Below are 7,249 nucleotides of genomic sequence, written 5' to 3' on the forward strand. Positions count from 1 at the left end.
GGGGGAGCCGACCGTATGCGGACGTAAGTAGTCGTTGAGTGTTCGTTAGGCTCCCCCTCTCCTTTTCGGAGAGGGGGCCGGGGGGTGAGGCACCCGCGTCTGGGTCAGCCAGACAGAAAACCTAGCCAGCCGTGATACTCCGTTGCGTGACCTCCGAATTAATCACCCGCCACAAACCCGTGGGGTTTTCGTCGCGCAGGGCCGGGGGCAGCAGGGCCGCCGGGGCATCCTGGAAGGTGACGGGCCGGGCAAAGCGCTTGATGGCGTAGGTGCCCACCGAGGTGCTGCGGGCATCGGTGGTGGCCGGGAACGGCCCGCCGTGGGTCATGGCCGGGCTCACTTCTACGCCCGTAGGTACGCCGCCGAACAGCAGCCGGCCGCACTTTTCGCGCAGGGCCTCGGCCAGCGGGGCGGCGTGCGCCAACTCGGCAGCCGTGCCCCACAGCGTGCAGGTGAGCTGCCCATGCAGCGCCTCGATGGCGGCTTGCAGTTCGGCTTCGCTCTGGTAGGTGACTACCAGTGTAAAGGGACCAAATACTTCCTGTTGCAACTCGGCATCTTGCAGCCACTCGGCGGCGGTAGTGCGGGCCAGGCCGGGGCCACCCTCCAACTCGTGCGGAGCGGGCTGCACCAGCGGCTGCACGGCGGAGTGCTGCGCTACCTTAGTCAGGTTACGATAGTAATTATCGGCCAAGCCGGCATTCAGCATCGCAGCGGGCGCAGCGGCTTGCAGCGCGGCTTCCAGCTCACTGATAAAAGTGGCCATAGCCTCGCCCTCGGGCACGAACATCAGGCCGGGGTTGGTACAAAACTGCCCCACGCCCAGCAATACCGATTGGGCCGCCTGCTTAGCCAGCGCGGCCGGCTCGGTTTTCAGGCGCTCGGGCAGCATGACGATGGGGTTGACGCTGCCCATCTCGGCATACACCGGAATGGGCACCGCCCGCCGCGCCGCCAAGTCGAACAAGGCCTTGCCGCCGCCAAACGAGCCCGTGAAGGCTACTGCCTTTGCAGCCGGGTGCTGCACCAGCTCGGCGCCCACTGCCTGCCCGCCTTCCACGTGCTGAAACACGCCGGCCGGCAGGCCGCACTGCGCCGCTACCTGAGCAATGGCGCTGGCTACCAGCGCCGAAGTGCGCGGGTGGCCAGGGTGAGCCTTGTAGACAACCGGGCAGCCGGCGGCCAGTGCCGAAGCCGTGTCGCCGCCCGCCGTGGAGAAAGCCAGCGGGAAATTGCTGGCCCCGAACACCACTACCGGCCCAATGGGCAGCAGCAAGCGGCGCAAGTCGGGCCGGGGCAGGGGCTGGCGTTCGGGCAGCGCCGTGTCGATAGTCGCCTCGGCCCAGTAGCCATCGGCTACCAGGTCGGCAAACTGGCGCAGCTGGCCCACCGTGCGGCCCCGCTCGCCGGTGAGGCGGGCCAGGGGCAGGTGGCTTTCGGCGCTGGCCGTTTGCAGCAGCTCGTCGCCCAGGTTTTCAATGGCCGTGGCGATGGCCCGAAGGAAACCAGCCCGGACGTCGCCCGGGCTGGTTTTGTAGGTAGCAAAGGCGGCCGTAGCCGCCGCAAAAACGTCGTTACTCGGCATGAACAGCGGCAGTAGCGGGCTCGGTGGCAAACGTGGGCAGCGTGGGGCGGGTGGCAATACCGTGCTCGATGATAGCCGTGATGCGCTCACGCTCTTCGCCCACCAAGGTCAGGCGCGGGGCGCGCACGTACTCGGTGCCGATGCCAGCCAGCTGCTCGGCCAGCTTGATGTACTGCACCAGCTTGGGGTGAATGTCGAGCTCCAGCAAGGGCAAAAACCAGCGGTAGATGGCGCGGGCCTCCTCAATACGGCCGGCTTTGGCCAGGCGGAAAATGGCCACCGTCTCGGCGGGGAAGGCGCACACCAGGCCGGCCACCCAGCCGTGCGCGCCCATCAGCAGGGCTTCGAGGGCCAGCGTATCAACGCCGCCCAGGATGTGCAGGCGGTCGCCGTAGCGGGTCACCATGCGCGTCACGTTCGAGATGTCGCGGGTCGATTCCTTCACCGCCTCAATGTTAGGGCAGGTGTCGAGCAGCTCGTCAAACATCTCCAACGTAACCAGCGTCTTATAGTCGACCGGGTTGTTGTAAATCATGATGGGCAGCGGGGTGCTCTGGGCCACGGCCGTGAAGTAGGCCACCGTTTCGCGGTGGTCGGTGGGGTAGCGCATGGCAGGCAGCAGCATCAGGCCAGCCGCGCCGATTTCCTGGGCTTCCTGGGCGCGCTGCACCGCCTCGCGGGTCGAGCCCTCGGCGATGTTGAGCACCACGGGCACCCGGCCCGCTACGTACTCGATGGTGCGGCGCGTGAGGTCTTGCTTTTCGGCGGTGCTCAGCACACTCGACTCGCCCAGGGTGCCGCCCAGGATGATACCATCGACGCCGGCCGCCAGCTGGGCGTCCACGTTTAGGAAGAAGGTGTCGAAATCCAGGCTGCCATCCTGGTGAAATTTGGTCGTGAGGGCAGGAAATACGCCGTTCCAGTTAATCATGGGGAGAAATGCTTTTCAGGCAAAAGTATTGGGCCGGTTCAGCGAAAACTCCCACCGGATTAGTGAGAACTAATACTAAATTGATGTTTGCTGGCGGCAGGGCGTGACACTTGCTTAATATAGTACCGTTATGCAGGTGTTTTCTAGCCGGAGTTTCCAAGCGTCGCCAGGGTTTTATCAAAGCTCGCCCAAGCGCCGCCCACTTTGCCGCCCCCACAGCGGATGCTTCGCCTGCCCCACCACCTGCGAGCTATAAATGCCGTGGTGCCCCGAAAACAGATACGCCACCACGCAGGTCAGCCCCAGGTACACGCCCGCGTGCGTGCCAAATAGCTCCAGCCCCATCAGCAAACAGGCCAGCGGCGTATTGGCCGCGCCCGCAAACACGCCCACGAAGCCCATGCCCGCCAGCAAGGCCACCGGCAGCGGCAGCACGCCCGCCAGCGCCGAGCCCAGCGCCGCCCCAATAAAAAATAGCGGCGTGACCTCACCGCCCTTGAAGCCCGCGCCCAGCGTGAGGGCCGTGAGCAAGAGCTTCAGTGCAAAATCCTGCCCGCCCAACTGGTGTTGAAAGGCTTCCACAATCACCGGCACGCCCAGCCCCGCGTAGCGCATGGTGCCCAGCCCCCACATGGCCAGCGCCACCAGCGCGCCGCCCACCACCGGCCGCAGCGGCGCGTAGCCGATGCGCTTGAATACGCCTGTAAACCAGTGCGTGAGCCCGGCAAACGCCCGCGCCGCCAGCCCAAACAGCGCCCCCGCCAGCAGCGTAGCGCCCAGCCCCGCCGCCGTGAGCGGCAGCGCCGCCAGCGCGGGGTAGGGCGTGTGCCCCACGCCCCAGGCGCGCGTGACGACATCGGCCACCACGGCCGCCAGAAAGCTGGGTAAAATGGCCTCGTAGCGCACCGAGCCCAGCAAAAACACTTCGAGCCCGAACACCGCGCCCGCCAGCGGCGTGCCAAACACCGACGCAAACCCCGCGCTCATGCCCGCGATGAGCAGCAGCCGGCGCTCGCGCCGGGGCAGCCAGCGGGCGAGCTGGTCGGCCAGCGCGCCGCCCATCTGCACGGCGGTGCCCTCGCGCCCGGCCGAGCCACCGAGCAGGTGCGTGAGCAGCGTGCCGCCCAGCACCAGCGGCACCAATCGCAGCGGAATAGTTTGGCTTGGCGCGTGTATCTCGTCCAGAATGAGGTTGTTGCCTTTCACTACGCGGTTGCCCAGGTAGTGGTAGGCCAAGCCCACCAGCAGGCCGCCCGCAGGCAGTAGCGCCAGCGCCCAGGGGTGGGCTTCGCGCCAGGCAGTCACCCCCTCCAGCGCCACCAGAAAGCCCGCCGAGGCCGTGCCGGCCAGCGCGCCTACCAGGCTGGCCAGCAGCAGCCAGCGCGCGGCGAATGTTGTGGTAGGAGCCAGCGCCCGTCGGCGCATCGAGAAGAAGGGAATAAAAACAGCCACGATGCGAAGTAACGCGCTGGGGTATTTTGCGGCGCACAAAAAAGACCCGGCTGGCGGGCCGGGTCTCTTCCAAAAAGGTGAATGTGAAAGGTAGTCAGATAATGTGCCGGCTAATTGCCCGGCTGGTATAAAAGGACTTTCTACCGAAGGAAACGCTATCTAAGGAAGGCAAATAAGAGAGCTACTTATTGCGGTTAGTTAAAGGTGCTGGTTTAGCGGTCGCCGGCTTTTACGAAGCGGGCGGAGAGGCCCGTGCTGGCATCGCGCAGGAAATACACGCCGCCCGGCAGGCCGCTCACATCGAGCTGCTGCTGCTGGCTGGCCACTATGTCAGCCGCCTGCACCTGCTTGCCCTGCTGGTCGAGAATGCGGAGGTGCGCGCCGGCCGGGCCGCTTACGTGCAGGGTGTGGGTGGCGAGGGTGGGGTAGGCGGTGAGGCCAGCCAGCAGCCCGGCTTCTAGCGCTACCACGGGGCTAAAGATTTCAGTGCCAGTGAGGTCTACCTGGCGCAGGCGGTAGTAGTGCCGGCCGGCTGCGGCAGTGGCATCGGCAAACTGATAAATGTGCTGCTGGGTGCTAGCGCCCGCGCATTTTACTTGGCCCAGCGAGCTAAACCCATCGGCCAGACTTTCGGCGCGCTGCACCTCGAAGTAGTCGGCGTTGCGCTCCGAGGCTGTTTCCCAGCTCAGGGCTACGCCGGTTTCGGTGGCTTTGCCCCGGAAGGCGGTCAGCTGCACCGGCAGCGGGGCCACCGTGGCGAAGACGGCCGACACATCCACCGAGTAGCTGGTGTTGAGCAGCGTCGTGGCAGTCAACTCAATCTGGTCGAAGGCTTGGGTAGCCATAAACTTAACCTGCTGTTGGCCAGGGTCGCTGGGGTCTAAGGTTACCTGGATGAGCGGCGAGGTGCTCATGGCCATCGACTGCATCGGATTGTCGGGGTTCTGAGCCGAGGTAGAGTACGTGCGCAGGCTCATCCCGCCCAGCACCGTGGCCAGCGAAGCGCTGGGCTTGATAACCAGGATGCCCTGCTGGCCGGGCTGCACGGGTTTAGGGAAAGTAACGCGCAGAGTAGCAGTGCCTAATACCGTCGGGGCCACCGTGGCCGAGGTAGAAATCAAATCGTCTACCGCCAGCTCGGGAGCAGTAGTGCGTACCGTGCGGTTGGTTTGGTAGCTGCGGGCTTGTATCTGGCTTTGGGCCATGCCCGAGCTAGCTGCCATGCCAACGAAAAGCAGGCTGAAAAAAAGGCGACGGAGGGCAAGAGTAGAATTGTACATAATAGAGGAGTGCGATAAGCGACACCTCCACTGTGCAAACCCATTGCCAAGCTTTGTTTTGTTATAAAGATGCTACTGCCTAGCGGCAAAGTTTTATAAACAGCTTAAAAGCAGGCTGAATTTAAGCTCCGCTGTCCCAGGTTGGGACGAACAGTATTTATTTGAGAAGCTTATTTTGAGACGAAGCGCTGGTTTTCCTGTCTCGATGACCCACCTTCTTGTGCGAATGCCCGAAACCGGCGCAGCCGCAACGAATTTGCCAGCACCGAGACCGAACTCAGGGCCATAGCCCCGGCGGCCAGCATCGGCGATAGCAGCCAGCCCGTAGCCGGATACAAGATGCCGGCCGCAACTGGGATGCCTATAATATTATAGATGAAAGCAAAAAATAGGTTTTGCCGAATGGTTTTTATCGTCTGCCGCGAAAGGGCAAGGGCCGTTACTACCCCCTGCAGGTCGGCCCGCATCAGGGTGATGGGCGCAGCAGCCAGGGCCACATCGGTGCCCGTGCCCATAGCCAGGCCTACGTCGGCCAGGGCCAGGGCGGGGGCGTCGTTTACGCCGTCACCCACCACGGCTACGGTGCGGCCTTGGGCGCGTAGTTCTTGCACTTTGACGGCTTTGTCTTGTGGTAAAGCCTGGGCAAAATACTGGTCGATGCCCGCCTGCCGGGCCACGGCTTGCGCAGTCTGCACGTTGTCGCCGGTTAGCATTATAACAGTAAGGCCTTGCAATTTTAAACTGCGTACGGCGGCAGCCGAAGTAGGACGTATCTCATCGGCTAGCCCCAGCACGGCCACTGCTTGGCCCGCCACGGCCGCATAAAGTACCGTGCGGGCCTGCGCTAGCAGCCCGGCTGCCGCGTGCTGCGCCTCGGTGGGTAATGCTACGCCAGCCTCGCGCAGCAGGCGCTCATTGCCGATGAGCACGGCGTGGCCCTGTACGGTGGCCGCCGCGCCCTGCCCCGGCACCGCCCAAAAATCGGTAGCCACCAAAACGGGGGCCTGCTGGCTTTCGGCATAGCGCGCCACGGCGGCAGCCAGTGGATGCTCGCTTTGGCGCTCCACGGCCGCTAGTAGCGGCAGCAGCTCGGCCGCCGCGTGGCTGGGTAAGGCAATGAAGTCGGTGAGGGCTGGCATGCCCTGGGTGATGGTGCCGGTTTTATCAAGTAGCACGGTATCAACCTTGTGGGCCTTCTCCAGCGCCTCGGCATTGCGAATCAGGATGCCGTACTCGGCCCCCTTGCCGGTGCCCACCATAATGGCTGTAGGCGTGGCCAGCCCCAGCGCGCAGGGGCAGGCGATAATCAGCACCGACACAAACGATGTGAGCGCCAGCGGCAGCCGCGAGCTGGCCGGCCCCAGCACCAGCCAGCCGGCTAAGGTCAACAGTGCCAGCCCAATAACTACTGGCACGAACACGCTGCTCACCCGGTCGGCGAGCTGCTGAATGGGCGCGCGGCTGCCCTGCGCGTCGCTCACGAGCTGCACTATCTGGGCCAGCACGGTGTCGCGCCCTACCTTGGTCACGCGAAAGCGGAAGGCCCCGGTTTTATTAATCGTGGCCCCAAAAACGGCCGCGCCCACGGTTTTTTCCACCGGCAGGCTTTCGCCGGTGAGCATACTTTCGTCGAGCATCGAAGCGCCTTCGACTAGCTCGCCATCGGTGGCCACCTTCTCGCCGGGGCGCACGGCCACGAGGTCGCCGGGGCGCAGGTCGGCCACGGGCACGTCTTCTTCGCGGCTGTTGGGTAGTACCAGGCGGGCAGTTTTAGCTTGCAGACCTAGCAGGTTCTTAAGGGCGGCCGAGGTTTGTTGCTTGGCGCGGGCTTCCAATACTTTACCCAGCAAAATGAGGGCGATAATGGTAGCCGTGGTATCGTAGTACACGGCCGGCGCGATGCCGTGTTGGCGCAGCCAGCCGGGTGCCAGCGTGGCCGCCAAACTGAAGGCAAACGCCGCGCCCGTGCCCACGGCCACCAGCGTATCCATGCTGGCCGTG

At 64.3% G+C, this 7,249-nt stretch carries 5 protein-coding genes; all 5 read right to left on the reverse strand.

Translation table 11 applies throughout. The features are described from left to right. Nucleotides 1-121: 121 nt before the first annotated feature. Complete coding sequence (locus VFO93_RS00175) at nt 122-1,585, reverse strand: aldehyde dehydrogenase (NADP(+)) (protein ID WP_325132274.1); 1,464 nt, start codon at nt 1,583-1,585, stop codon at nt 122-124. Next, complete coding sequence (locus VFO93_RS00180) at nt 1,575-2,513, reverse strand: dihydrodipicolinate synthase family protein (protein WP_325132278.1); 939 nt, start codon at nt 2,511-2,513, stop codon at nt 1,575-1,577. Before VFO93_RS00180 ends, VFO93_RS00175 begins: the two co-directional genes overlap by 11 nt. A gap of 180 nt (nt 2,514-2,693) precedes the next feature. Beyond that, on the reverse strand, nt 2,694-3,968 hold the full coding sequence (locus tag VFO93_RS00185) for a chloride channel protein (protein WP_325132275.1): 1,275 nt from the start codon (nt 3,966-3,968) through the stop codon (nt 2,694-2,696). A 212-nt stretch (nt 3,969-4,180) separates the two neighbouring features. Continuing rightward, a complete protein-coding gene (locus tag VFO93_RS00190; RefSeq protein WP_325132276.1) occupies nt 4,181-5,191 on the reverse strand; it encodes a hypothetical protein in 1,011 nt (336 codons plus the stop codon). Between the two features lie 227 nt (nt 5,192-5,418). Beyond that, nucleotides 5,419-7,249, reverse strand: a 1,831-nt coding sequence (locus VFO93_RS00195) for a copper-translocating P-type ATPase (RefSeq protein ID WP_325132277.1), incomplete at its 5' end; no start/stop codon positions are given.

Origin of the sequence: Hymenobacter sp. (assembly GCF_035709525.1) — a bacterium.
Lineage (GTDB): Bacteria > Bacteroidota > Bacteroidia > Cytophagales > Hymenobacteraceae > Hymenobacter.

What these genes read in the sequence shown, in the direction of transcription:
- VFO93_RS00175 (WP_325132274.1), bottom strand. Translation starts at nt 1,585, where the DNA reads ATGCCGAGTAACGACGTTTTTGCGGCGGCTACGGCCGCCTTTGCTACC.
- VFO93_RS00190 (WP_325132276.1), bottom strand. Translation starts at nt 5,191, where the DNA reads ATGGCAGCTAGCTCGGGCATGGCCCAAAGCCAGATACAAGCCCGCAGC.